Raw genomic sequence first — 26,793 nt, 5'->3', positions numbered from 1 at the left:
CCAGCAATCTGCCCATCACCGATTACCACAGGACTGATATGCCCGGTTTACATCGCATAATTCTTATTGATACGCACCTTCCCGGTGTGGTCGAACTCAAATTGGATGGCCACACCAACATTTGTGGCACAAATGCATCAGGCAAGACCACGTTGCAGCGCTTAATTCCGGTTTTTTACGGTGAGTATCCCAGCCGTGTTGTGCCTGCCACTCGCGATAGCTTCGAGCGCTGGTATTTACCGCGCGAGTCGAGCTTCATTATCTATGAATACCGGCGTGCGGGTGATGAACTTTGTCAGGTGGTGTTATCGTCGAGCGGCACAGGTGTGAATTACCGTTTTGTCGGCAAGCCGTTTGAGTTGGTTGACTATGTGTTTAAGAACAAAGCGGAAGAGCATGTGCCGCAAAGCCCACAGGATGTCGTTCGGGGCTTGAAGCGCAACAATGTGATGGTAACGAATCAGCTCAATACCAAAGACTTCCGCGCCATACTGCAGAATGACACCGCCACGCTGCAGGCTTCCAGTAACGCGCGCGAACTGCAGGGCTACGCACGTTTGTTCAGTCTATGTGAAAACCAGCAGCATATTCGACATATCGAGAAACTGGCCAAAGCGGTGCATTCAAAAGAAGGCAAAATGGAAACGATTAAAGCCATGATTGCCGCGATTTTGGAAGAAGACGGCGTGCAGCCGCCAAGTTCAAATTTAAGTCGTAAACATGTTGATGACTGGTTGCGTGAATGTCAGCTTATTCAGGAATTCGATACGATCCGACCTCAGTTCACCAAACTGGAAACGGCGGATGAGCAATTACACAGCACAGAATCACGTTTGGCAGAGTTATTGGCTATGCTTGTGCAAGATCGTGCTTATGTTGCTGCCACGTGCGAAGAACAAACCGAAAAAGTGAAACAGGCCAGTGCCAAATTGCAGGTGCTGGAGGACAGTTGGGTTGAAGAGCGCGAGACGCTGAATCAGGCGCTCTCAGCGGCCAAAGGTGATGCTGATAAATATGAGCAGGAGCTGGATCATGTTGAACAGGAATATCAACGTTGGCAGGATCAGAACATTGACAAACTGCAATCAGACGTTAAGCGACTCCCGCAGTGGAAAGGTGAGCTGGATACCGCCACGTCGCGATACGCGTTGTTAACGGAAAAGCACAATGACATCCAAAGCACGTTTGACAAACAGGCGGCAGAACTCGGTGAAAAGCTGAATCGACAATTGGAGAGCCTCACCGAACAGCAACGAACGTTGCTGGAAAAACGCGCAGATCAACAAAATGAAGCGCAGCAACAAAAAGCCGGACTCAAAGATGATTATCGTACCCAGTTAGACGCATTAAACGAGAAAAAGCAGGTTCAACTTGATGATATTACTGAACAGCGCTCATTGCTTACCGCTCGGGTACAGAATGTGGGCTTTACCGAATTTGAGCAGGGCCAGCTCGATTTAGCCGACGCCGCATTAGAACAAACGGTCATTGATGAAGATGCCGCTCGTGAAAAGTTAAGAACTGCACAACAAACGTTAAACACCGCGCAAAAACAACGCGCCCAATCCAGCGATGCTGTGCAAAATGCCAGTAAGGCGGTACTGCAGCAGCAAAAAGTGCTCGCGCATGCCGAGTCGCTTTTGCATCCTAAAGACAATACGCTGTTGGCCGTGCTGCGTGCAGAAAAACGCGACTGGGAAAATAGTATTGGTAAGGTCATTGATCCTCAGTTGTTACAACGAACGGACCTGAAACCCAGTTTTATTGAGCAAGATAGCGAAGCGCAAGCGCATGTTTTTGGGCTGCAATTGGATACCTCGCTGATTGATTTGCCAGATTATGCGCAAGATGAGAAAGCGCTACGTCATGGTGTTGAAGCCGCGCAGCAAAAGCTCACTCAGTTGGTTGACGCACAACGTGATGCGGAGCTGCATTTGAGTGCCGCATCCGATGCGGTGCGGCAAGCTGAGTTGTCGGTGACTAAGGCTGAAAGCGCCACAAAAAGCTGTGAAGCCACGCGTAAACGCGCACAGCATGACAAAACATCGCTGCAGCGTGAATATCAGGCCGCATTGATAGAGCGTAAGCAGCAGAGTAAGAAGCAATTGCAGGTACTGGAGCAACAAAAAGCTGCGCTACTCACCAAGCATCAAGAGGCGCAAAAGGAGATTGCTGAACAACAGCGAGAGGCATTGACTGAGCTTGATTTTCATTGGCAACAGCTCATTGAAGATACGCGCAATGAAGAGGCCGCCGTGGCCGAACAGATCAGCCAAACGAAAGGGAATTACAAACAGCATAAGCAGGAATTGGAAAAATGGTTAGCTAACGAACTGGCTGACCGTGGCGTAGATATTGACGAAATTGGGAGTCTCAAGAAAACCCTTGAGCAACTGAAAAAGGATATTGATCATACCGAAACACACCGTCACAAAGTGGCCGATTATGAGCGTTGGTATGCTCATGTGTTTACCGGTCAAAAAGTAGAGTGGCAAAAGCGCTTAGCCAAAGCAAAGCAGACAGCGGCAGACACCGAGCGCTCGCTGACTGAGAAACGGCAGCAGGTCAAATCGCAACAGCAGCAATTAAAAGAGCAACAACTGACTGCGGAGCGTTTGCTTCGCCAAGCCGACGAGGCACGAGCTCAAGTTGAACAACTGATCAAAGGTATTCAAAAGCTTTCACTGAACGATGTTAGTGACGAGGTTGGCGCAGCTAGCCTGGATGTGAATGCCGTTTTGTCGCGCATTGGTGAATGCAATGAGTTACTGCAAACGCGGGACACGTTGCTCAGTGATATTCGTGCTTATGTGGAGCGTTTCGATCAACTCATTGCGGCTCAGGCTGGCACTGGCTTGTCGGATACGTGGGATCGTTCCCGTGAAGAATGCACATCAATTGATAAAGACGGTGTACGCCACATTGAGCATCGACGATTAGTGACACATCTGGCGCGCTTATTAAACGAGATCGTTCCACAAAAAATGCAGGGGCTGCGAGAGCAGGGGCGTATCTTCGGCGCTGACTTAACGCAGTATTATCACGTGCTGGACGACATCGACAAGCGTATCGCAACGCAAAGCCGCCGGATCAGTAAAGAAGTGGATGAAGAACTGTTTCTGGATGGTGTGTCTGAATCGGCAGTAAAAATACGCTCGCGCATAAGCGATCTGGAGTTCTGGCCGGAGCTTGAAGCCTTTCAGCAGCAATATCTGGAATGGATGGAGTCCGGAGCCAGCGAATTGCCTTCTGACGAATATGGGCAATCCATGCGACGCGTACTGGATATTTTTGGACGTACCGCGCTAACCGGTGGTATCAGCAAGCTTCTCGATATTGAATTACATCTCAAGGAAGGTCATTCACATCTGGTCATTCGAACCGATAGGCAATTAAACGAAAGTTCGAGCCATGGCATGGCCTATCTGATCTTATGTAAGTTCTTATTGGCCTTTACCCGTTTACTGAGAGGCAAAGCACCCGTGGTGGTGCATTGGCCGATTGACGAACTGGGTACCTTACACCAAAGCAATGTGAAGAAAATATTTGATGCGTGCCAGAATAATGCAATTTCGGTGGTGGGTGCATTCCCTAACCCAGAGTCTGATGTATTGAAGTTGTTCCAAAACCGGTACCTGATTGACAAAACAACCCGCCAATTGCAGGTGGTACAGCCGCGCGTCAGCCCGCTGAGTGAACGCTTAAAAGCCAAGTTAAATGAGGAGGAAACGGTATGATGACGGAACAAGGACGCGTGTTAACGCAACTGTTGAGCGGCCAGTTTATCTGTCAGATCACCGACGAAGCGAGCTGGCGCTTTCTGAAAAACAACGCGAATCGAAATGCGATCGAGCCCCATCTGGCGTTGTTAAATCGGGCACTGAGCACTACCGCTGAAGGTGATGTTTTCTTCGCCTCTTATGATTCCATCAACGATAGCGAGCGTAAGCACCTCGGCGCTCAGTTTCAGGAAATCTCATCCAATTTGCGCCCCTTAGTTGATTGGTTACTGTTGGTACAACAAGCGCAAGGAAATGACATTCCCATTGGTATGGGTAGCCCTATCCGTTTAACTGAGCTGCAGAGCACCATAGAAGATACTCCCGCATTTACTGAGCAACTCGAAAAGCTTTCGCGCTATCGTTTATTTGGTTCGGCCAGCACACAAACAGATGGTCAGTTAAAACAGGTATTCAAACGCTTGCACGATTTGGGCTATTTAGCCAAACCCAATCCTGAAAAACCCATTTATATAGCCACGGGTAAAATTGACTACCTGTATGAGGTCTTGCGTTTTATTGACGAAACCGAATCGTTGTCGTTGACAGAACAAGCAGAAGCAGCCACATCTCAGGGTAGCTTGTTATGAACCAAAACCTCTATCAGTCTGGCGTTTCGTTACTCAATGCGTTAAGCCGACACAGTGACGTGATCATGCGCGCCTATCTTGTTGGTAGTGTGGACGAGAAAGCGGCTGGGCCCAAAGTGCTGGAGTCGTTGCAACAGCTGGGCGTATTGTGGCGACCCGAACCCGATGCAGAGTTGAGGCTAAAAAGTGTTGTTCGCAATCTACTCGAAGGAAGTCTGCAAGATGAACGCAATCGTCAGATTGATACGAACATGGGCAGTGCGCTGGCGGCAATAAAAACCCTTTCACAGCACTATAAAGAAGCTTTGCATCACAACCGGTTCGTCGAATCGCAGGGGCATCTGGGCGATTTGCGTCAGCACGTGTATGCGTTAACCGAATCATTGGCAAACAATGTGCGCTTACTGTTTAGCCGGATCAATAATGAATTTGGTTATGTGGCTTCGGTTGACGCTAAAATCCGCGAAAATGAGCTGGCTCAATCGCAAGTTTCAGAACTGTTGAATCAGATTGAGTTGATCCGTTTCGACGAACTGGGCGAATTGGCTGGCAACAACCGTGAATTGCGCCACCTCTTAGTCGTGATGTTGCAACAGAGCTTTACCAAGGTCACGAAGGAGCTGTCGGCAGTGCAGGCTAGGCTGATTGAACTTATCGGTCGTTTTCGTGAATTTAGAGGTCGCACACGTTTACTCAAAGGGTTTGTGTTGCACACGGATCAAAACCCGCAATTTTCGCCGCGAGATTATACGGCCGGCTCATCGATTCCGAGTTTATTTACCTGTGCTCCAGGTTTACTTGAACCGGCCAGTGTGGACGTAAATCGCGTTGAGCATGAACCTTTACTGCAAGATTTGGTTGCACATATCCGCAAAGTCAATCGAGTCGCGGTGAATGACAAACACGATAGAGCGGCAAGCAGTATCGATATTAGTCAGGTGGCGGCGATAGAAATCGATGACTCACAATTAAGAAAAGCGGTAGAAGCCTATTTTTGCTATGTGATTGACACTGGCGAGCGCATCACTGCGTTGCAATACCTTCAGTGGCAACAACTCGACTTTGACGCCGAAGTCTGGTTGTATCAAGTGATTGGTGGTTATCAATCACTGGACCCGGTTGACCAACAGTTTTTTGCGATTGAAGCGACAGGCGAAGCGCATCCCCAATTCAGTGGGAATTATCTGATCCATGATATTGAACTGGGTTTGCAATAAATGGCACTTATTGGTGGGGGAGCGGTCTAATTCATTCAAACAGATCAGACTTGTCTGCGCGAAACTTGCCCACAGTTAGATCGCTCGCGAGGCTACCACCTCGTCCCCCTGTCAGAGAGGTTAGTATGCAGTTGACTGAGCGCCAGTGTTTTAATGAAGCATTAATCAAATTAGCCGTATTGCTATATCAAATCGACGGCAAGGTAACCTTAACGGAACAAGACTATGTGGATGAGGTGATCAACAACCTGACATGGGAAAGTACCATTTGCGCGGATGCGTTTCTCACTCAGGCTATTCATTCAGCGCGCAGTGCCGTGGATGCGAACAACATTAAAGAATTCATGCGTGAGCTGGCTGACGACTTGAATCAGGACGCACCAAAAACCCTCGAAGTTGCAATGGAGCTGACCGGTATTGATGGTGAGAGAAGTGAGCAGGAAACCGAAATTTTGGCGTATTTAACCCATCGCGTGTTAGGAAAATCCCTTACTGCACACATCCAGGAGCCGACAGAACAGCATAGCACTTGAATTCGACCTGGCCCTTCGTTTACATTGAGGGCTGATTAATGACCAAGGTAGGTTTTATGTCAGTTCTTCGCGTTTCAAGCGCAGCGTTCATGCTGGCGATTGTCTCTTTTCCCTCAGTTTCTGCTGATAAATACACGATGCTCCGCGCTGTCAAAGCGACCGTTTTAGTGCCCGAAGATGCTTCTATATTAGCGTGGGAGCGAATAGAGCCTGAGTTTCTGCCATATCCCCGAAAACTAGTGCGCAACGGCGTGCGCGGGTGCGGTGTTTTTAATTTCACTATAAATCAGAGCGGCCGGGCTGAGAATGTTGAAACACAGGTAACTGCACCCAGCACTGGCGTAGAGCGAACCTCTGAAAAATTCATCGAGAGCTGGCAATGGCAGGCTAAGTCGCCCAATGCGGAACCTGAACAGGTTGTTCTACGTATTGACTACTGCATGGGCGGTGCAACGCAAGCGGAAGCTGACGATATTTGTGAATATCAAGCCACATTGCCGTGCGTGAACAAGCGCAGTTGATCGCGGCGGTTTAGCTCATTAGCTGAAGCTGTGCATGCTCTCGGTACAGCGCACTTTGTTCCATCAATGTGTTGTGGTCCCCTTCGGCAATAATTTGGCCTTCTTGCAATACAATGATGCGATCAGCATTGATCACCGTCGATAACCGGTGTGCAATAATGAGTGTGGTTTTGTTTTGCATCAGGTTGTCTAAACCGACCTTTACTTGCTGCTCACTGACGGCATCCAATGCACTGGTCGCTTCGTCAAGGAGCAGAATAGGGCGGTTGGCGAGAATCGCCCGTGCAATCGATATGCGCTGCTTTTGCCCACCAGAGAGTTTTATTCCGCGTTCGCCTAAATCCGTATCATATCCCTGCTCAAGATTGCGAATAAATTCATCTGCCTGCGCTGTTATCGCCGCCGCTTGTACTTGTTCTATCGTCGCGTCCGGTTGCCCGTAGCGAATATTTTCAAACACCGACATGGCAAAAATAACCGATTCCTGAGGCACTAAAGCAAACTGGTGGCGAAGGTCATCTATCGGTAAAGCGTGGATCGGATGTCCGTCGAGCATAATATGCCCTTGCTGCGCATCGTAGAATCGCAAGAGTAACTGGTAAAGTGTCGATTTTCCCGCACCACTTGGCCCTACCAATGCGACGCGCTCACCGCGAGTGATGCTTAAAGAAATTTGCTTCAACACCTGTCTATTCGGTTCACTGGGGTAACTGAAAGACACGTTATCGAACTGAATCGCCGGTATTTCTTGATGTGGTTTCTGAAACGAGGCTCTGCCTGTGCCTGATGCGTTGAAAGGGTTAGGTGCAATGTGGGAGCGAGCATCGAGCAAGCCCATTAAACGCTCACTTGCGCCAGCCGCTTTTTGAATTTCACCAATGACTTCACTGATTGTGGCAACGCTGCCGCCCGCTAATACGGCATAAAACATGAAGGCGGTCAGTTCACCGGCGGTCATGCTGCCACGAATAACATCCATAGCGCCTATCCACGCCACAATGATCACGGCAATGATGCTAATCATCATGATAGAGCCTATCAGCAAAGAGCGGTAGTGAATGCGCATTTTAGCCGTCGACATCACATCCTCTACCCGTTGGGTGAAGGCTTTTCGGTCGGCCTGCTCATGAGAATAGGCTTGCACCGTTTGTATTTCGTGCAGCGTTTCATCGATGTAAGCGCCAATATCGGCAACTCGGTCCTGGCTCAACTTGGCGTACAAGCGTACTTTTTTGCCAAGTACTTTTATGGGTAGCAATACGCAGGGTACGGCCAGCAATACGTACAGTGTCAGCTGAGGGCTGCTGACAAGCATCAACGTTAATGCGCCGATAAAAGTCACTGACGATCGCAAGGCCATAGATATGCCCATACCGATGACGGTTTGCAATACGGTAGTATCGGCGGTAAATCGCGAAATGACCTCGCCGGTGCGCGTTTGGCTAAAAAACTCAGGGTTTAATGACAACAGGTGGGCGTACACTGTTTTTCGAATATCTGCACTGACCCGCTCACCCAGCCAGGTCATCAGTGAAAAGCGGAAATAGGTAGCAACGCTGGCAACCATCGCAATGCCCAGTACAAGCAAGGCTAGCTGATTCAGGCGCGCGGCATTGTCTGCTACAAATCCATCATCAACCGCTAACCGGACGCCTTGCCCCAGAGACAGCCACGACAAAGCGCCCACAAATAACGCCACGATGGCGCCAGCGACTTGAGCTTTGTAAGGGGAAAGAAACCCTAATAGCCAGGAAACCACATTACGACTAGAAGACACACAACTACCTCAACATTGACAGCGGCACTTAGTCTACGCAAGTTCGCCGGTTTTGTATCGTTATCGCAACGATAGATCATGTTGTCAGGTGATGATGGGCGACACGAAACCTTGAGGTTTAAGCGCCAGCACCGAACAATTAACTTGGCTCAAGATGGTTTCCGCCGTGTTCCCCATCAAAAAGCCGGGTATGCCGACACGAGCGACCGTGCCCATCACCAGCAAATCGGCATCAATATCTTTAACCAGCACAGGAATTTCCCGGCGAGGGCTGCCACTTTTTACGGTGGTTTTTATGCGCAATTTATCGATAACATCATCTGGATTGGCAGAGCGTATCGGCTCAATCAACTGTTTGACGGCTTGTTCACGTTCCTTGCTGCTGTCAGGTGATTCGTCGGTGTAAGCGCCAGCACCCAGATCTACGATACCGTCATAAATAACCATATCAATGTGATCATCAAGCACGTGCACGATGTGCAATTCAGCACCTTCCTGAACGGCAATCTGCGCGGCTTGCACTACAACACACTCGTTCAACTGCTTTCTCACTTTCAACTCTTCGGGCGGGTAGTGATAGTTCACATCTACGGCGGCAACCACTTTGCGAAACTGCTTGCTATCACCGCTATGCGTCATCCAAACAGGGACTGGGCACTTACTCAGTAAACGCATATCTTCACTGCCAAACAGCCGGTCTAGAAAATCGGTCTTCGCTTTCTTCAACACGAGATCAGCATCAACTTCCTTCACGGCTTTAGCCACTTCTAACGACACGCGGCCCATCTTCAGCACGGTGTCGAACGTGTATCGGTCTCGGAATTGCTCGGCTAAACTTTCAAGTCGCTCTTTCGCCGCCTCCTGCATGGAAGAAAAGGTATCGACATAACTAAAGGATTCCATGACCATATTGGCGTTAGGCGGTAAAGGCTCAAGCGACAGCATCACCGTTAATTTCGCGTCGTGATGACGGCACACTGAAATTGCATAGTTAAGTAACTCCTCCGGATCTTGCAATTCGGTCATCACGCATAATATGTGATTGAATTTTGACATTGTCATCCCTCCTGTGCCGCGAGGCACGTAAACCTCTACATGTTATTTAGCATAATTCGCATTGTTTCTTTTTTCCAATCGGACATTACGCTGCAACGTCGCGTAAATATTACACTGCGTTGTGGAATGAATTACGCTCCTACTACTTAAACGCTTGGCAGAGGAGCCCAATTCGCCGCAAAGTGGGTTGCTCGTTCGCTATCATTAGGGATGAATTGTTGGCTTGAATTTTGCTTTGTTTTAGCACTTAAACAACGGTATTAAGTGGTTTACTGCGCTGACATAATACTTAGGAAGATAACTATGAATAATCAAAGCGCTATAGCAATGGCGGAACGTATGGAGCAAAACCCTGGCGACCAACAGTTAAGCGATGGCAGTATCCAAACAATGCTCGTGATCAGTGATTTAGATCAGGAAGCATTGGGAATTAAATCGTTATTTAGAGACGACTACAAAGTGCTCACTGCGAAAAATGAGGCTGAAGCACTGCATATCAAAGAATTTCGGGCGGTTGATCTGATTTTTGTGATCACGCCGTTTTCGGATCTCAACCATCAGCATGCCGTTCAGGTCATCGCTGGTATCGCTAAGCGTTCGGATAAACCCTTTGTAGTGATGTCGAATATTCCCAATGAAGTGGAAGAGGTACAAGTTCGCAAATACGGCGGTTTGGACTACTTTGGTTGTGATACACCGGTGCAAATCATCTATACCCGGATCCGCAATCAAATGGCGCTGCTCAAAGAAAAGAAAGCGTTAATGATTAAATCCAGCGTCGATGCCATGACAGGATTAACGAATCGAAGTCATTTCAACCTGACGTTTGAAAACGAATGGCGGCGCGCATCGCGCGGCCTCCATCCGCTGTCGCTCATCTTAATTGATATTGATGAATTTAAGTTGTTCAACGATACCTTCGGACACGTAGCCGGCGACCATTGTTTAATCAAAGTCGCACGAACAATCCGCGAAACGGCCTCACGAGAAAGTGACACCGTTGCACGGTTTGGCGGCGAAGAGTTTGCTGTGATTATGCCCTTCGTCGACGCTGAAGGCGCCAAATTAGTGGCGGGGCAAATACTCAATGCCATTCGCGCATTGGCGATTCCTCACAGTAAAAATGCCAAACACGATTCAGTCACTGTCAGCCTAGGCGTATCCACTTTTCATCCAAGTGACGGCTGCAGTACGATCAGTGAACCGATTGATTTGATTAAAACCGCCGATTCTTCATTGTATAAGGCGAAATCCAATGGCCGGAATACTGTGGTGGTGAATTAAGTGACTGAGTGACTTTTTGAGTAATGCTTGACATGGGGCAGGCGCAAAGTCTGCGCTTTGCCGCCTAGTTCAAATAATTGGGTTATGCTGTTAGCTCACTTTTGCGAGTACTGAAGTGTGAGCCACAGATCGCGCAAGCTTGACGGTGAAAGCTAAGCATACTTGACCCTTCTATCTGCACTTCTTTAAATAGTCATAAATCCTTACACTTCTTAAAAAATATCAAGGCAAAGTACATGCTAACGTAACCGCTGACACAAACGCTATTGCCATCGAGATACTGCATGAAACATTTTTACGCTTATTTATTTTTAATTGTGTTATCAGCGGGAGCAGCGACAACCGCAGTGGCAAATCCGCAATTGGCGTATATTCCAAATGCCAGAGCGAATATGGAATTGCTGGAGACTCGTCTGCATCAGTCCTCACAGTTTGACTACAAGCACGCGGTGACAATTGCCTTACCTGCGTCCTATCAGCAACAACCCGACAAATCCTATCCGGTACTTTGGGTACTCGACGACCCCTTAGTGACCCGCACTGCAATCGCCACCGTCGATTTGCTGGTGGCCGGTAATTTCATACCTGAAATTATCATTATTGGTGTAGGGAGCCCGCCAGAAGAAGGTATGGCCGGTGTCGGTCGCCGAATTGTTGAGTTTTCTCCACCCGGGAATGGTTTCTCAGCACCTGGGTTGAATGCGCAAGTATTCAATGAAGCGATACCGTTTCCGGAGTACCCGCACAAAGCGCCAGACTTTCTAGCATTTTTGGTCGACGAACTTCGCCCAAAACTTTCGCAAGAATTCCGCTTTAAAGATGACCATATTTTACACGGCCATTCGCTGGGCGGCTTATTCGCCGGATTTACACTATTTTCGCGCCCCGATGCCTTCAATCGTATGATTATCGGCTCACCCGCCATGGCAAACGTCGATGATGCGGTGTTTAAACTAGAGGAGAGATTCTCGAAAGAAAACGATGCACTGCCTGTTCAATTATTCGTTGGCGCTGGTGGCGCAGAGGGCAACGAATGGTTTCTAAATGTTGGTGGTATCTTAAGTGGAACAGCACGTTTTATTGAGCGAATGTCGCTTCGAAACTATCACGGTCTTGCGCTAAAAAGTAAAATCTACTCGGATGAAAATCACTACACGACTGTGCCAAGAATCATCAGTGACGGACTTCGCCATTTTTATCGTGAAGAAGCTGTCAAACTCGGTTCCAGTTGGCCGCAACAGCCTAAACGCGATGAGGGTGGAGCACAGTAGGGGGCTGAATCAAGAGAAAGGTGTAAGGCGATTATTAATGGGCAATGACGCAGTGGGTTGGCAATGTCGTTCTGGAACTTTCGTTGGTGTAGTGCTTTCAGTTCGCTGAATAATTCTTTAGTCATCACTCTCAGGAAGCATCCTAGGATAGTAACGCTTTGCGAAACTATGCTCATGTGCTACACATGGCTTGGCACCCCGTTATGGGGCATGGGGCGTACATTCAACTGTGCAGCCAATCGGGTTTGTGAATTAATAGGTAAGCATTACCTCACAGTAAATTAATATCGATGAATGGAGTTATCATGAAATGCCTAACTTTTTTAGTTCTTTGCCTATCAACAACCTTCGCTTCGAGTATTCATGCCAGTTCAGGTTTATCTACGACCCCCTTGGTCACGGCGCATAAAAACTGCTTTCACGGTGTTTTTACATCTTACGATTCTTGGTTCGATTTCCTTCATACCAGCCGACAAAAGAAGTTTGAAAGGCAAGGTGTTGGAGATGTTTCAAACAAGCTGGCAGCATTCGAGCGCAATTTCAAAAGCATGTTTCCTGTCGCTGAATATGAATTAGCTCAGTCCTCATTGTCATGCAACCTCATTACCTATGAGGTTAATGGCGAAGCGGTCAATGGTGTATTGGTCATGCCAAAAACCAACGAAGAAAAACGTCCAGTGATTATCTATAACCGAGGAGGGACTAGGGGGTTTGGAAGTTTGGTATTCGGGCATATCGCTCATGAGCTTTTCCCCTTGGCTTTAGAGGGATTTGCGATCATTGCTAGCGAGTATAGAAAGGATGAACAGTATGGCAGTGATAACATCGATGAGGTCACAGCGCTATTCGATATTATCGACAGTCTTGAGATGTTAGATGCTGAGAAGATTGGTGTTTATGGCAATAGTCGGGGAGGGATGACGTCTTGGCAGTTATCCAAAGTACGGCCCGAGCGCATCTCCGCAATGGCAACCACCAGCGGCGTGACCAACAGCAGACTTTGGGCTAGCAATCGAGCTGGGATAAAAAATAACATCATGACGATTGACCGATTTAGCCAGGACGAGGATCGAATTTACGATCTCCTTTCTCCAGTGAAGTGGGTTGCACAAACGTCCAGCGCCCCTGTTCTGATCATCCATAGCCGAGATGACGACAAAGTAAGCGTTGAACATTCGTTGCAGATGGTGCAAGAGCTCGTAAAACAAAACCGGGTTTTTAGCCTAAAAATTTACGCTGATGGCGGGCATTCGCTCATCGGCCACAAGGATGACTCGCTGAAAGAAATTAGCGCGTGGTTTTCTCATTACCTGAAGTGAGATTTAGTGTTTTCCACAATGTATTGATGAGATCAGTTAAACAGTCATAGAGGATCTCACTGCCTGGAGAGATGAATATTTAGAATGCCATGTTGGCAGGTCTACATTTGCGAAGCTAAACACAACGTTACCGCGTCGGCAATTAAGTGTTAGGCGCACTGGCAAAGTGTGCTAATGCATGGTGGTTTAAATTAATACTAGCGAGCTTTGAAAATAAGCTCTATAAATACCCTATGCCCAGCCATACCCAAAAAGTACCTCAACAAATGCCTGAGAAAGCACATGAGGACGATATCAACCGAAAGAGAAATACGGTTCGAAAACATATCGGTTTTGTTGCCTCAGCATCCGTTTTAATCACAGTTGTCTCAATCTATTTTTATTACGAGGCAAATAAATACTGGCAGCAACACACAGTAGACAGTGCATTAACCTACCGAATGCAAGCTGACCTCTTGCAATCGTTAGGGTATGGCGGCTTTATCCATGATTTCAAAAACTTGGTCATCCGCAAAAATGTCAACGAAGCATCCCCCAAGATTTTAAACGCCATTGAAACGATTGAAGCAACCCTCAACGAGCTTGAACGCCAAGAGGGCATAGATGCAAAGTCAATCAATGACATAAGAAGAACGATCAGTGAATACAAATCAAAGCTTTACTTAGCGGTATCGTTAATTGAACGCGGTTTGTCTTCCGAAGAGATCGATGAGCAAGTCAAAGTTGATGATACCGTCGCTCTGACTGCGCTATCGGTATTTACCGACAACCTCAATTCGCACATGTACACCAAGTTATCGGAAACCAAGAAACAGTACATGATTGCGCACAGTATCCATTTGTTCAGTGTTGCACTGCTTATCGCGTTACTTTTGTTTTTATTAAAGCGGCTTGTCGCTGCATTTAATACAGAAAAAACGCTGACTGACAAAGCGTTGGAAGGTGCTAATGCGAAATCTGAATTTTTGGCGAACATGAGTCACGAAATTCGAACACCTTTTAACGGTGTTTTAGGCATGTTGCAGGTTCTGAGAAGGAACCTCAAAAAAGCTGAAAATAGGAAAGCCGTGAATGACGCGATTTCGTCAACAAATTCATTGTTGGCGGTTATCAACGATATTTTGGACTTTTCAAAGATTGAAGCCAATGAGCTGACAATCGAATGTATTCATTTTTCGTTGTTTACTGAGTGTGAGTCCGTCATGTCGGACCTTAGACCGGTCGCGACCAATAAATCCATTTCGCTTGAGTTCATGAAGCAAGATGATTTACCAGAATATTGGTATGGCGACCCCATAAGGATCAGACAAATTCTGCTAAATTTAATCTCTAATGCCATCAAATTTACCGATGCGGGTAAGGTTGTCTTGCATCTCACAAGTGATACCAACAACGATCAGCAGATTCTTCGACTCACCGTCGCCGACACAGGTATGGGCATGTCACCGGAGGTTGTTGATAGTTTGTTTGACCGATTCGTTCAAGCTGATGCGTCAATCACTCGAACCCACGGGGGGACAGGCTTGGGACTTGCCATAACGCAGCAACTCACCGCACTAATGGGAGGCGATATTGAGGTGAAAAGCCGAGTAGGTAAAGGCACAACCATCTCAGTTTCGCTGCCGTTAGAAACGGGCGTAGAGGAATCAACCTTAAACCAAAGTGGTGATGCGGAACCACTTTGTTTAGATGGCAAAGTAATTCTTGTCGCCGAAGATAACGATATTAATCAAGAAGTGATAAAGGCATTACTGGCGCCCACCAATGCGACTTTGATATTTGCAGAAAACGGAGAAATAGCGTGTGCGGCACATCAAAAGTATCAACCTGATTTAATTTTGATGGACATTCAGATGCCAGTGCTCGATGGCATTGATGCCTGCGTTGCTATTCGGAAAATCGATACAGCAACGCCAATAATTGCGCTAACTGCCAATGTCATGAAAGAAGATATCGACAATTATTACCGGCAGGATTTTACAGCTCACTTGCCTAAACCCATTCAGGTCAATCATCTTTATGAATGTTTGCGCAAGTATCTGGTGAGCCGCATGCCTCATTAGAACACTTAATAATTTATGCAGTTACAAGGCTGTTGAGTGCCTACAAAGCTAGTGGCGATTCACGTAAAAATGCTTCAGTCTATACTTTTAATCAGGGCTTCGTTTACATTGATAAGTAGCACAGAGGTAGCACCAACCACATCGGGTCAGTAGTAACTATCGTCGGAAAGTAGGAAAAATGGTGGCCGACCCTCATCTGAATAAGAGGCTTAAGATACTGATAATTATGAGATAAATTAATGTGGATAGATCGTAGTGTTACATATGATGTTACATAAAAGGATTTATTAAAGTTTCAATCTAACTTATTCTCGTTTGTAAGGGAGGTTTCTTATCTGGTATTTAATCGAGATTTTTAATTTTCGAGTTGAGAATAGGATATTTATTCAGTCTATCAACGTTAGGCGTCTACTATCGAATATTCTGAGCATTGACCAAACTTTACAAAGTGCCAGAAGTTATGAAGAACCAATTGCATAAAGGGTAGGGGTGGGTCAAAAGTTTAAGGGCTTTGCGACACTGTACCGCCGCCCACTTTAATTTTCACGTCCGCAATATTAGAAAATTTTTTAGAGTACTTTCCAAAGGTTCCATTACGAGTAACTCGCATCTAGCTTTCACATTTCTGCACGGATTGCTGAGCTGTACTAATGATGACGCTCTCAATTGTAGTAGCGTCAGAAAAGCGTGAATTGTTTAGGTTCTTTCTATGGTTATTCATACGGGTACGTCGCGCTGCAGATACGTCCTAGCCATAATTCTAAGCTAAGGGGGTCAGGTGCTAGTTGATATAAGTAACTTTGAGCAGCACGTCATCAACGCGTAAATCATCGGACGGCCTTCGCTTGTAGACTTTGCTTGCGTCTTTCACAGACTTGGTAGTAGCCCTATCTAACACTTTGTTCGCTGTCGTCAAATCATTGTTTTTAAGTGCATCAAACACTACGCGCTTGGCTTTAACTTGTGGCGATGACTTCAAGACTTCTTTTCGCTCCCGAAAGCCTGTGTTCAACTCACAGTAGCTGTAGAGTGTCGTAGTGCCAATGCCTGCATAAACGCATGCTTCTGAATCACTACAGCCCCACATGAAAGCATCTTCTAATTTCCGGATAACGTTGTCAGTCATTTTGGTTGGTCTGCCAATCTTTGCCATTTTTTAATTCCTGCTGTTTCCATACTGTTCTAAGTATAAGCACTATTAGCTTAGCGATCAGATGTAAAACGATTTGAAAGTTAAGTCTTTGTTTCGAGCGTGCGCCGCTGCATTTATTTGTACCAACATCTGTTGTTGAAAAACGCCACGGTGTATCTAAAGCTTTTTAGAAGCTTAAAGAGCAGTCGCTTCGCTTGTAGGTATGGTTATATATTAGGTCTCCAGTTTCTGTGGGTTGAATGTTAGTAATCATTAACGACAAAGAGTCTTAATAACCGTCATAAGTGTAATTCCCAACCGTCAGAAAATGGTGCTGTCAAAGCTTTCAACCGTCAAAAAATGGTGCTGTAAGAGGGGTCACAACACCAGATTCTGTGGGTTCAAATATTTAAGCGGCATTTGGTTGTCTAACCCCTCTTAATTCAATGCTGAACTTTCGGATGGGAACCACTGTTGCGTCTACGTCCATCTTAAAATTATGTATTTCATCAATTGGTTGCCACGTCACAGCATAGTAATTTGGTAAGCGTTTACCACTGCCGTACATTCCCTGTTTAGTGCAGATGATCATGTTTGCTCGAATTAGCTCTTGTATGGCTTTTCTTAAAGTCGTTTCTGATTTCCATCCGCGATCTTTGAGTTGAGCAAACACTGCGCACAGCTTACCGTTGTTGTAGCTTTTGTATTGAAAGGCAAATTCAAACAGTAAGGCTTTAGCGCTAAAGCTTAGGTTAAAGTAATCAGGATGCTTCATTACTGTGGACGGTATGCCAGCAAAATGGCCTTTGCTTTTGTTATGTTTCGGCATAAGCGCAAAGGGGCATTACACCCCATCCCCTAAATCGCACTGTGTGATCACCTGTGACGTTTCCTTAAGCAACCTTTGTGTTTCATTGAGTTTCCCTTGTACTTGCGTTAGAACTGCGCTTAGGTGCTCTGTCGATGGTTTACGCGCTCCCGCATAACCAATTGAAACTGTGACCAACGCATTTGCTTCAAGATTCAAATTGACCAGGTCATCATTTAGCTGCCAAAGTAATTGCTTATTCATGCTGCTATCTCCTTTCCCATTCCCTCATGTGCGGGTGGTTTGTTAGGGAAGTAGTAGCGAGCAACACCGTGGTGAGTCTTGCCCGTATTATCGATGTAAGTCTCAAGGACCTTATCGATTGCCATACCCATTTTTCGAAGTTCAAAAATTCGCGGGGCTGGAGCCATGATCCCATTCTCGCGAAATTCTGGCGTGTTCATCGATTGGTACTGCTTGATTAGTGCTACAATTTGATTGCGTTGTGTATGAGCGCTTGTGTCTTTGTCTATCAAAACGCTTTTGGCATTGCTAGGGGCGTTTTTCATATCTCCCCCTTAGGCCACTAGAGCTTGAATAAGCGCATTTGCAGAGTGCTTGCGTTGTTCTTCCAGTTTGCCTACCAGCGATTTAATTTCACTGTCTGACTTGCGGGCAGAACGTGCTGCAATGATGACTAAAACTTCATGCTCAAGATAGCCTACTGCACGTTCCCCAATTGGTATCGGCGATACAAACAGGCCTTTTTTCTGTAAGCAGTGAAGCGTTGTTTTAGAGCAGCCTGTAAGCGCGAGGGTTTCTGGTCTGCGAATTACTTTTGAATGGAATGTGTTCGACATAATCGGTATCTCCTAGTGTATTACCGACCATATTGTGAGTTATCACTATAACGTCTTATCACCCCATATTTTGGAAATAATTTGGGGAGTAATTACTGCAATAAAGTCATAATTTTAAAGTCTGATGACATTACCCTATCTCTATAGCGTCTAATCTTTCGATACCATTTTTTTTCATCAATATCGGTTCTGTCAAAATAAAGCGAGTCTAACAAAACCTTGAGTTCTACCCTCTTTTCATTCACAAGTTCCCATAGATAGACGTCTAATAAGGCAATTATATTGATATCTCGCAACTTACTTAGCTCGTCATTCCGTGCAGTGATTTTAGTGGTTTCCTCTATATTTCTATTTATTCTTTCCTCTTCCAGTCTTTGTTTTAATGAACTTAAAATTTCATCGTCATTATGAGTTGCCAAATCTGCCGAAAAGACAATTGTACTTCGCTCCCTTTTTCCAGAGCTTGGAAACGATAATATTTTTTCAATAGGAACAGCCGTTGCTGCTAGTGAAAAGGCGCTTGTTCCATGTGAATTGGTAAACAAGTCTTTTAGTAGCGCACTTGGATCAAATCCTTTTTTACTGAGAACATCGATAAAAAACTCAAAACTATTCGCAAAGCTGTGTAAGTAAAGTTTAGAGACGGCTTCATTCTTGAAATAATTCTCCTTTTTAAATTCAGTCACCTCTAGATTATCCAACTGCCTAAGGAGCTGATAAAACTGCTCGTGCAAGCATTCTTCTTCTCGAATTGTTGTCTGAAGGTTATATGATGTGCCGAAACCAGAAGAGTAAGAAATTAACAGTTTTTTATTCGATGAATCAAATTCTTGTGCAAAGAAATTATGCAGTACAATATGATGAAAGTCTCTTGAGTCTTTTGCATCCCTAGGTAAAGAGTCGTGCCGTAAAAATTTGAGCATGTCTAACCTACGCTCCAAAGCAAGAACAAAATCCAAGTCACTTGTGTCACGCAAGTAATAATAATTTTCAAGCCTAAACCATGCTGGCATTCGCTTTAGAAATCGCAAATATAACCCTCAAGCATCCCCTATTAGATTCACCAAGCCAGACCGATAGGGTTTCGGTTTTTCGGGAGCTACCCTAGACTTGGCAAAAAGTTCAGCGAGCTTTCACTGCTATAGTTGCTGACTCAAAAATGACTTCAATATCTTCAAAGTAGTCTGATATTCCATAGAGCGAAGATTTGGCGGTCATAAATCTGTCAGCAATATCTTTGTGTTCATCTGATTCGACATTCAATGCTTCTACAAGAGCGGCTTTACATGCGATTACATCGTCATTGATCGATTGAATTGCGCCGGCGTTTACTCGGTGGTCAACTAGCTTCCATAGTTCATCAAATTTGACGGTTAGCGAATTTAAATGATGAATTATCTGCTCAGTGTGTTTACCCACTTGTAACAGGTCAGCATGCGAATTATTTATGCAGAAATAGTGAAGAACGCGAACATTAGCTAATAGCCTTTCTGTTTTAGTACTAAGATTCCTAGAACGGCCATTAACAGCATACTCAATTGAAGTTTTCATACCGATTGCTCCTTAAACGGCTCGAAGTGTTTGCTTGGCATTCGCCAAACTCATATTGCCTATAGCGGCTTGTTCTATGTGATCTGACCACCAGCCCATAATCTTTCGGCGTCGCTCTAAGTAATCAGATCGATTATAAGCATTTCGCACGCTATTCTTATCAACATGAGCCAAGCACACCTCAATCAAATCTGCATCAAAGCGTTGTTCATTTAGCGCTGTACTTGCTAGAGCTCTAAGCCCATGTGAAACAAGCTCTCCACTATACCCAATACGCTTTAATGCCATATTTGCCGTTTGTACGTTAGCGTGCTTGCCACGCCCTCTATGGCTAGGGAACAGGTAAGGACTATTACCGCGTAATTGCTTCAGTATTTCTAACAGATTGAGTGTTTGAGGTGTAAGTGGCACTGAATGTTCTCTGTTGCGTTTCATGCGCTTCGCGGGTATTACCCATAAATTGTTCTGAAAGTCTATTTCATGCCATTCAGCCATAGCGGTTTCGCTTGGTCTGGTCATGGTGTGTAATTGCCATTCGACCAAGCAGCGAGTGATCCTCATTAGATTGCTGGTGGCTAGCTTTTGCATCAACTCAGGTAGACGGTCTGGCGTGATCGTTGCCATTTTCTTTGGGGTGGGCGAAATAAATGATTTACCAATATACTCGAGATTGTTCCGCTCTAGCTTGCCTGTGTTCAATGCTAATATCATTATCTCGTTGATAACGCGGCAAAGACGTTTGACTGTCTCAAGGCTTCCCTTTGCTTCAAGGGGGCGCAGTATGTCAATAACTTGGCTAGGTATTATGGCCTTAACCGATTGCTTACCCAGTTTTGGTAATACATGGTTTTCAAGCATTTCCATGTGCTTATCAGCCGTCGCTTGTTTAACCTTGGAAAGCTTCAACTCAAACCACTCCTGAGTTATCACTTCAAATGTGCAGGCCAGTTCATCCTGTTTGATTTTTAACTGTTCAGCGTAGTGTGCTTTGGGGTCTATCTGATGGTCGAGCAAATTACGTGCATTTGCGCGCTTCTCCCTTGCTCTTGCCAATGTAACATCAGGATAAGTTCCAAAACCTAGATTGTTACGTTTCTTTGAAATTGGATGCTGATAATTGAATATCCAGTTCTTAGAGCCTGTAGGTTTTACGCGCAGCGCTAACCCATTACCATCAGCGAGGTTGTACTCCTTCTCCTTTGGCTTCGCTGACTTAACTTCTATGTCAGATAACGGTTTAGTCGTTTTAGGCATTTTAGTAACACTCTGGAAGTGTGAATAAGCTTGGTGTTACTGATGATGTTACATTGAAATATGGATGTTCGCGAATATCCTAGAACGCTATAGACCGCTAAAATAGAGCTATTCCATTGAATTTTATAGTTTTTGAACGCTATAGAATATTATGGAATTAGAAAATGGTGGCCCGACCCTGACTTGAACAGGGGACCTGCCGATTATGAGTCGGATGCTCTAACCAACTGAGCTATCGGGCCAATTTGGAAGTGTTGAGTGCTTGATTAAGCGGTGCGCAGTATAAGCAGTTTTTTTTGTGATGTCATCCCTTCGATCACTCGCTTATAGCGAAGCGAGTGATTTTTAACCGCCTTTAATCGGCTGGGTTGCTCAATCACGCTGGGCGGCGCGCAGGATACTTGTGCATCGGTACTGCCTGATGGCTAAAATGAGCATTACCCACAACATGCTCAGCATATTTAGTGCGCCGCCACCGCTACTGGAGTTATTGCTGGCGTTGTCGCTCACTGGTGCATTAACGGTCACAGTGGCGGTATCAGTGGCGGTGAGACCAAAATCATCCGTCACGGTCAGTTCGAATATCAGCATTGACGCGCTGTTGGGCGCCGTAAAGGTGGGCGCGTCGGTGTCAGAGAAATTGAGCGTGACCGAAGGACCTGAAGTTTGCGCCCAGCTAACTTCAACATCACTTTCGGCATCACTGGCGCTGCCGACTAAAGTCACTGACTGGCGCGTATTGACCTGTAAATCGTTACCAGCATTCGCCGTGGGGGGCTGGTTAGACTCATCATCGCGAATGGTCAGTGTCAGTTGATTATCGCCGCTTAGCAGAGCCGTGTTGGAAGCAGAAAGCGCCAAAGTTATCGATTCGTTCGGTTCTGATTCAGTATCATCTATCAGCGTCAGTGAAATCGTTTTATCCGCAGAGTCCCCATCACCCCAAAGCAGTGAGCCTGTTGCGCTTTCAATGTCGCCACCAATAACCGCTTCGCCATTGGTTAGTGCATAGTTCACCTTTAACGACTCATCTGCGCCACCGGTGCGAGCCACATCAACAGTGATGGTTCCGTCAGTCTCTTTGACAATTAAACTTTCCTGCTGAAACCCAACCACGCCACGAACCAGCCCCGTAGCTGGGATGGTCACGAAACTGGTTGAGTCTTTGTTCACAATAGCACCGCCAACGGGATTGCTCAGGCGAACAAAAAACACTTCATCAGTTTCATCACCACTGTCGGCAATGGCTTCAATCGTAATCGTTTTCGGCGCGGTCTCTGAGGCGCTCCAACTTAACGTACCCGCACTGGCATCGAAGTCGTTGCTACGCGCTGAACCTTCAATAATATGATAATCGACAGACATTGCCCCGTTCCCACTTTTGACCACCTCAAATGACGCGGTTTGCCCTTCGTTGATACTGAATTGAGTATTAGCAAAACCCACTTTCGCTGCATCTTCATCAAGGGTTTCATCGCGCAAAATGTACAAACCACCCTGAATATCGCTGGCGAGAATATTGCCACTGGGAAGGTACGGGTAGACCCCCCAATTGCCGTTAAACGAAGGATTGTTGGAGGATGGAAAGGTATCAAAATAGCCAATTTCTTCTGGGGCTAGCGGATCGCTGATATCCAGAATGGTTAACCCTCGCTCATAGTTAGACATGTAATAGCGGTTGCCGCGTGTAAATCCATTGTGGTCAATCGCGCGAGTGGGGCCTTCCCATGACGCCACTAGCGTAGGTGAATTCAGATCGCTGATATCAAAAAAATGAACCGTAGTATTTAGGCCAGAATTTTGTTCATCCAGTTCATCATGCAATATGACGTACTGTTTATCCTCACTCCACCAACCGGAATGAACGTAAGCAGCGTTCGGGTAGGTTTCGCTGCCTAGTTCCGTGGCGCTGTTCGACTCGGTGTGATCCCATAAGCGCAGCTCGTTTTCGTTAAAGTCGAGCATAACGCTGCAGCCGTCTGATGAACCATTCACGCAATCGCGAGTGGCGCGCGCATCGTTGATCAACAATGATGATGCGTCGTGAGTGTAATCAAAGCGTGTAGCCCCGTCGAGTTGATAAGCGGGATGGGGCGCTTGTGGGTTTCGTAGCGAAAATGTGCGCCACGAACCACCAAAATTGTTGGTGCCGGTTACATGTAACAGGGCATCTCGGCCGGTGAGCGCAGTATTGGTGGTGTAATCGACGTTGCTGATGTACACGTTGTGGGCAAGCCGGTCATCTTGGGTCCTGCGATCAAGCGAAATACTGTTCGGTAAATTAGTCAGATCAATGATGGTCAGGCCTTCCGTCACCGAATCTGCACCAGCGTAAGCGTAGGCTTTCCAGCGTTGACTGCTGGTTGAATAGTACTGATACACTTTGATGTCACGCCATGTAGTGGATTGACCTGAGACTGAACCGACTACCGTCGGGTTTTGTGCATCGGTCACATCAAGTACCGCAACGCCTCTGCGCAGGCCAATGAGTGCATACTCGCGCATATCATTTAAATCGACATGGCCCCAAATATCATTGGCGGAGGTGCTGTTGGTGGGAAGCGCAGACAAAGGCACATGTGCAACCATGGAGATATTGCGGCATTCAAAGCCTTCAGACTGACCATCAACGCAGGCGGCGGCAGCGTGCGAGCTATTCATTTGCCGGATTGCATTCAGGCTTATTTCAACGCTCTCACCGACCCCATTTTTACCGTCAGCGATCACGTGAAAACCTTTGTTGTAGAGTGTTTCCGCATAGGCTGGAGGTACGCCTGTCAGTGTTGATTTAAACTGGCTCGGCTGCTGTACCTGATAATTGTCTAGGGTGTTAAATCCGCCGAGTACCGGTTGGAGTTCAGACACCAGATACAGTAATTCTTGTTCTGAAGTGATCGGGTAGGTACCTTCTGCCACCAAAATTTTATCGCCTTTATTGGCTTGCTGAACGGCGTAAGCGATACTGCGGCATGGGCGGAAACGATTGTTACACGCGCCCGAATCAATACCGTTTTGCGCGACAAATCGCGCCTTTTCTTTTTCACTGTGGGCGTGTAGGTTAGGGCTCAACGCTCCAGACACCATCACCAACACCATCACACCCAGTGTTCTGAGATGTTGACGAGCTTTGGAAGGATTGATCAATATGTGCGGCATAAAGCGGCTCCTGCAACGCCTATTTGATGAGCAAGATAACAGGATTTGAACAGTGTATGAATAGTCGACAGCAATTAACCCGATACAAACTGTGGTTTTTGACAGCCATTTTTGTGTTGTGTGTTATCGCGGGATGCACGCAAAATACCCCAGTTGATGCGAATGCGGAGGCAAGATTGGCGTCAATCAAGGTACCGATTGACTTACACTATGGCGAAACCGCGCTGGCGTGCAACGCTTTTTTCAAGCACGGTGGGTATGAATGGGCGTTAAATCGGTTCGCGTTGTTTATCTCCGATGTTGAAGTGAAGCTTTCCGAACAGGTTGATTGGCGACCTTTAGCATTGCTTGAAAACCAATGGCAAACGCCAAAAACGGCGTTGATTTGGGTCGGTCAGGGGTGCGATCGTGAACCCACATCGAATAACTACAATCAGCAATTGTTGCTGGGGATTTCGCCGCAGGCCTGGCGGAATGTTTCGGCAATTCGGTTCTCAATGGCGGTGCCATTTCAAGAAAATCATGCAAATCCGCTGACACAACCTTCGCCGTTAAATATTTCTGAAATGTTCTGGTCATGGCGTTTCGGGCACAAATTTCTGCGCTTGGATCTGACCACGGATGCGCTCGATGAACGCAAGAACTGGTCATATCATTTAGGCAGTGTGGGCTGCCAGAGCCCCTCTAGCATGCGCAGCCCTGAACAAGAGTGCGCCATGCCCAATAGATTCACTGTCGTGTTAACTAAACCGTTGGCCAGCACCTCACTCGCTATTGATCTTAAACACCTGCTGCGTGATGTTGATATCGCCCAAACGCCCTCCTGCATGTTTCAGCGTGATGCAGAAACAAGCTGTCGCATTCTCGCGGATAACATCAACACACCGGGTTTAATGACATGGCAATAAGCCGTATTTTACTGATAACGCTGGCCGCACTGTTTGTCGGTGCGTGCTCTCAGCCACCAACACCCTATGCGTGGCAGATACCAGAAGGCTTTCCAACACCAAACGTTCCGGTCAGTAATCCAATGACAGAGGAGTCCGTCGCGTTGGGGCGGGCGCTATTTTTCGAGCCTGCCTTGTCGGGCAATGGTGCGGTGAGCTGTTCCACCTGCCACATGCCAGCGCATGCGTTTAGTGAGCCGCGCACTCACAGCCACGGTTCAACGGGCGATAAAGTGAGGCGCAACGCGATGGCATTGGTCAATGTCGGTTATAACGGCACGCTCACGTGGGCGCACAACGGCTTTACCACAATAGAGCAGCAATTAATGGTACCGTTATTTGGTGAGCACCCGGTTGAAATGGGAATAACGGGCAATGAAGAGGCCATTCTGGCGCGTTTTAAAACAGACGACTACCGCCAGTTATTCGCTGCAGCCTATGGTGATGAAGCCGCGACTTTTGACCGAGTCGTTAAGGCATTGGCGAGCTTCGTGCGTAGTTTAACGTCTTTTAACTCGCCATTTGATGATTATGCCTATCGCCAGCAGGATGATGCCATGAGTGAGTCTGCCTTACGCGGTATGGAGCTGTTTTTTTCAGAGCGGCTTGAGTGTTTTCACTGTCATGGTGGATTCAATTTTACACAGTCGAGCAAACACGCGTTTCAGCAACTTGATTTGCAGCCGTTTCACAATACTGGCCTTTACAATCTGGATGGAGAGGGGGCGTATCCGCAAGAAGATACCGGCTTGGTTGAAATTACGCTGAATGCTGCTGATATGGGTAAGTTTCGGGCACCCACCTTACGCAATATTGAACTCAGTGCGCCCTATATGCATGACGGCTCGCTGCCGTCGCTCGATGCCGTCATTGCATTTTATGCGGCAGGCGGGCGAGGTGAGGGCATCAACAGCCCGTTGAAGAGCCCATTTGTGTCAGGCTTTACGCTTACCGCTGAAGAGCATCAGGATCTCAAACAGTTTTTACTGTCACTCACGGACGAAGAATTTGTGCAGAAAAGAGAAAACAATGCGCCGACATTGCCGCCAAAAGTCGCGTTATAGGCGGTCGACAGCACTATAGATAGTGCATCGGTAAAAGTTCTTTGCTATCTTTTGCGCAGTGAGCGCGAAATATACTTCTGGAGATAATAATAATGACGGAAAAACCGTTTTTGGTAAGTGGCCGAAATACCCTTATCCACAAGATTCGAAAAGTCGATTTATTGATTTTGAATGGTGATGATGTGCCAGCCGTGTTGGTCAATCACCGTGGCATCAAACAGTATGAAGGCAAAATTCCGGACAATAAACGCGAAGCCAAAATGATGGACATCGAATTGGTTGATGTCACACTCAGCGACGTGTTTGGTGACGAGAAAACACTGATTTTCATTCAGACGCTAAACGGAAAAGAATACAAAATTGACTATTCGAAAGTAGGCACACCCCTGTTCATTAAAATCCATTTGGATAGCGCTTTTTAATGACGTGGCACGGAGCGCTTAGCGCTCTGTGCGTTTTCTCATGGTAATTTCTCCCCCTCCTGACACCACGTCTCGATCCGTTTATCACAAATAGGCACAATCATGCCCGATTTACACTAGCTTAATGGTGTCGGCGTAGTGAACCGATGAGTACATATTGCGTAGTTATGTATTGTTTCCTGTTATTCG

Annotated in this window: 23 protein-coding genes and 1 tRNA gene; 12 read left to right on the top strand and 12 right to left on the bottom strand. The window is 46.5% G+C overall.

The annotated features are described in order from the left end of the window. Positions 1 to 38 precede the first annotated feature (38 nt). The 5 genes from KIU71_RS01765 (at position 39) to KIU71_RS01745 (ending at position 6,640) form a co-directional block, all read left to right on the top strand. Complete coding sequence (locus KIU71_RS01765) at positions 39 to 3,737, top strand: ATP-binding protein (RefSeq protein WP_214129441.1); 3,699 nt, start codon at positions 39 to 41, stop codon at positions 3,735 to 3,737. After that, the gene (locus KIU71_RS01760) at positions 3,734 to 4,369 is read left to right on the top strand and encodes a condensin complex protein MksE (protein WP_214129440.1); all 636 of its coding nucleotides are present in this window, start codon (positions 3,734 to 3,736) and stop codon (positions 4,367 to 4,369) included. Before KIU71_RS01765 ends, KIU71_RS01760 begins: the two co-directional genes overlap by 4 nt. After that, entirely contained in the window at positions 4,366 to 5,586 is a 1,221-nt protein-coding gene (locus KIU71_RS01755; RefSeq protein ID WP_214129439.1) for a phosphoenolpyruvate carboxylase, read from the top strand. Before KIU71_RS01760 ends, KIU71_RS01755 begins: the two co-directional genes overlap by 4 nt. A 125-nt stretch (positions 5,587 to 5,711) precedes the next feature. Continuing rightward, positions 5,712 to 6,119: a TerB family tellurite resistance protein gene (locus tag KIU71_RS01750; protein ID WP_214129438.1), complete on the top strand. Its 408-nt coding sequence runs from the start codon at positions 5,712 to 5,714 to the stop codon at positions 6,117 to 6,119. A gap of 56 nt (positions 6,120 to 6,175) precedes the next feature. Beyond that, entirely contained in the window at positions 6,176 to 6,640 is a 465-nt protein-coding gene (locus KIU71_RS01745; protein ID WP_214129437.1) for an energy transducer TonB, read from the top strand. Positions 6,641 to 6,650: 10 nt separating this feature from the next. Here KIU71_RS01745 and KIU71_RS01740 read toward each other — a convergent pair whose 3' ends face one another. Both KIU71_RS01740 and KIU71_RS01735 read right to left on the bottom strand, forming a co-directional pair. Then, positions 6,651 to 8,417, bottom strand: a complete 1,767-nt coding sequence (locus tag KIU71_RS01740) for an ABC transporter transmembrane domain-containing protein (RefSeq protein WP_214129436.1) — start codon at positions 8,415 to 8,417, stop codon at positions 6,651 to 6,653. An 84-nt stretch (positions 8,418 to 8,501) separates the two neighbouring features. Continuing rightward, entirely contained in the window at positions 8,502 to 9,473 is a 972-nt protein-coding gene (locus tag KIU71_RS01735; RefSeq protein ID WP_214129435.1) for a universal stress protein, read from the bottom strand. 303 nt (positions 9,474 to 9,776) lie between these two features. Here KIU71_RS01735 and KIU71_RS01730 point away from each other — a divergent pair, with 303 nt between their 5' ends. From KIU71_RS01730 to KIU71_RS01715, 4 genes are all read left to right on the top strand, one after another. Further along, positions 9,777 to 10,757 carry a GGDEF domain-containing response regulator gene (locus KIU71_RS01730; protein WP_214129434.1) on the top strand — a complete coding sequence of 327 codons (981 nt, stop codon included), beginning with the start codon at positions 9,777 to 9,779 and terminating at the stop codon, positions 10,755 to 10,757. 284 nt (positions 10,758 to 11,041) lie between these two features. After that, positions 11,042 to 12,028, top strand: a complete 987-nt coding sequence (locus KIU71_RS01725; protein ID WP_214129433.1) for an alpha/beta hydrolase — start codon at positions 11,042 to 11,044, stop codon at positions 12,026 to 12,028. Between the two features lie 290 nt (positions 12,029 to 12,318). Then, a complete protein-coding gene (locus tag KIU71_RS01720; RefSeq protein ID WP_214129432.1) occupies positions 12,319 to 13,347 on the top strand; it encodes an alpha/beta hydrolase family protein in 1,029 nt (342 codons plus the stop codon). Between the two features lie 266 nt (positions 13,348 to 13,613). Then, positions 13,614 to 15,410 (top strand): ATP-binding protein, encoded by a 1,797-nt coding sequence (locus KIU71_RS01715; RefSeq protein ID WP_214129431.1) that lies wholly within the window; start codon positions 13,614 to 13,616, stop codon positions 15,408 to 15,410. A 781-nt stretch (positions 15,411 to 16,191) separates the two neighbouring features. Here KIU71_RS01715 and KIU71_RS01710 read toward each other — a convergent pair. From KIU71_RS01710 to KIU71_RS01665, 10 genes are all read right to left on the bottom strand, one after another. Further along, on the bottom strand, positions 16,192 to 16,563 hold the full coding sequence (locus KIU71_RS01710) for a hypothetical protein (RefSeq protein WP_214129430.1): 372 nt from the start codon (positions 16,561 to 16,563) through the stop codon (positions 16,192 to 16,194). A 388-nt stretch (positions 16,564 to 16,951) separates the two neighbouring features. Continuing rightward, positions 16,952 to 17,371, bottom strand: coding sequence for a hypothetical protein (locus KIU71_RS01705; RefSeq protein ID WP_214129429.1), 420 nt, complete (start codon positions 17,369 to 17,371; stop codon positions 16,952 to 16,954). 15 nt (positions 17,372 to 17,386) lie between these two features. Further along, positions 17,387 to 17,614 carry a hypothetical protein gene (locus KIU71_RS01700; protein WP_214129428.1) on the bottom strand — a complete coding sequence of 76 codons (228 nt, stop codon included), beginning with the start codon at positions 17,612 to 17,614 and terminating at the stop codon, positions 17,387 to 17,389. After that, positions 17,611 to 17,919 (bottom strand): helix-turn-helix domain-containing protein, encoded by a 309-nt coding sequence (locus KIU71_RS01695; protein WP_214129427.1) that lies wholly within the window; start codon positions 17,917 to 17,919, stop codon positions 17,611 to 17,613. Before KIU71_RS01695 ends, KIU71_RS01700 begins: the two co-directional genes overlap by 4 nt. A 9-nt stretch (positions 17,920 to 17,928) precedes the next feature. Beyond that, a complete protein-coding gene (locus tag KIU71_RS01690) occupies positions 17,929 to 18,210 on the bottom strand; it encodes a helix-turn-helix transcriptional regulator (RefSeq protein WP_214129426.1) in 282 nt (93 codons plus the stop codon). A gap of 92 nt (positions 18,211 to 18,302) precedes the next feature. Then, a complete protein-coding gene (locus KIU71_RS01685; RefSeq protein WP_214129425.1) occupies positions 18,303 to 19,223 on the bottom strand; it encodes a DUF6387 family protein in 921 nt (306 codons plus the stop codon). Between the two features lie 109 nt (positions 19,224 to 19,332). Then, positions 19,333 to 19,761: a hypothetical protein gene (locus tag KIU71_RS01680; RefSeq protein ID WP_214129424.1), complete on the bottom strand. Its 429-nt coding sequence runs from the start codon at positions 19,759 to 19,761 to the stop codon at positions 19,333 to 19,335. Between the two features lie 12 nt (positions 19,762 to 19,773). Next, positions 19,774 to 21,015, bottom strand: a complete 1,242-nt coding sequence (locus tag KIU71_RS01675) for an integrase domain-containing protein (protein ID WP_214129423.1) — start codon at positions 21,013 to 21,015, stop codon at positions 19,774 to 19,776. A 165-nt stretch (positions 21,016 to 21,180) separates the two neighbouring features. After that, a tRNA-Ile gene (locus KIU71_RS01670) sits at positions 21,181 to 21,257 on the bottom strand. A 130-nt stretch (positions 21,258 to 21,387) separates the two neighbouring features. Beyond that, the gene (locus tag KIU71_RS01665) at positions 21,388 to 24,171 is read right to left on the bottom strand and encodes a choice-of-anchor B family protein (protein ID WP_214129422.1); all 2,784 of its coding nucleotides are present in this window, start codon (positions 24,169 to 24,171) and stop codon (positions 21,388 to 21,390) included. Between the two features lie 56 nt (positions 24,172 to 24,227). Between KIU71_RS01665 and KIU71_RS01660 the strand changes: the two genes are divergently transcribed. From KIU71_RS01660 to KIU71_RS01650, 3 genes are all read left to right on the top strand, one after another. Next, positions 24,228 to 25,079: an MbnP family copper-binding protein gene (locus tag KIU71_RS01660; RefSeq protein ID WP_214129421.1), complete on the top strand. Its 852-nt coding sequence runs from the start codon at positions 24,228 to 24,230 to the stop codon at positions 25,077 to 25,079. Continuing rightward, complete coding sequence (locus KIU71_RS01655) at positions 25,070 to 26,182, top strand: methanobactin export MATE transporter MbnM (RefSeq protein ID WP_214129420.1); 1,113 nt, start codon at positions 25,070 to 25,072, stop codon at positions 26,180 to 26,182. The genes KIU71_RS01660 and KIU71_RS01655 overlap by 10 nt, the downstream gene beginning before the upstream one ends. Positions 26,183 to 26,274: 92 nt before the next feature. Beyond that, positions 26,275 to 26,604 carry a hypothetical protein gene (locus KIU71_RS01650; protein WP_214129419.1) on the top strand — a complete coding sequence of 110 codons (330 nt, stop codon included), beginning with the start codon at positions 26,275 to 26,277 and terminating at the stop codon, positions 26,602 to 26,604. Positions 26,605 to 26,793: the final 189 nt, after the last annotated feature.

It is taken from the genome of Alteromonas oceanisediminis, assembly GCF_018474025.1.
GTDB classification, from domain to species: Bacteria; Pseudomonadota; Gammaproteobacteria; order Enterobacterales; family Alteromonadaceae; genus Alteromonas_E; species Alteromonas_E oceanisediminis.
This window is presented reverse-complemented; position numbering and strand designations above follow the sequence as displayed.